The sequence below is a fragment of the Bacillus hominis genome (assembly GCF_018332515.1).
Taxonomy (GTDB): domain Bacteria; phylum Bacillota; class Bacilli; order Bacillales; family Bacillaceae_G; genus Bacillus_A; species Bacillus_A hominis.
In genome coordinates, this window is the sequence record NZ_BOQD01000676.1 from 1 (window position 1) to 366 (window position 366).

1 pseudogene is annotated in these 366 nt (G+C 28.1%); it reads right to left on the bottom strand.

Going from position 1 to position 366, the window contains the following annotated elements:
* Window positions 1–366 (bottom strand): annotated as a pseudogene (locus KI356_RS27900) (hypothetical protein); the annotation flags it as partial.

The window sequence follows — 366 nt, forward strand, 5'->3', positions numbered from 1 at the left end:
TGGACCCCCTATCTATATAAAGATTTAAATTTTCATTTCGTCTTTCATATTCTTTAATAATGTCCTCTCTCAAATATAAATATCTACCATTAAAATATCTAGGAAGTCCCCTCACTAATACAGGTATCTCAATTGTCTGTATATTTATCCGAATAGTATCCACGTTTATGTTAAATTCATTTAAAATTTCCTGTCTAGTATAGTACTTAAGCCTTAGTTCCTTATCCATTTCCTCTTTTTCCTTTTTCAACGAAACAACTTCTTCTTTTCTAAAAAAAATGTGTCTTCCTATTTTCTGATTAATCCTTAATAATCCTTTTTCTAAGAATTTTTTATAGGTATAGGCGTTTAAATCCAACAACTTAA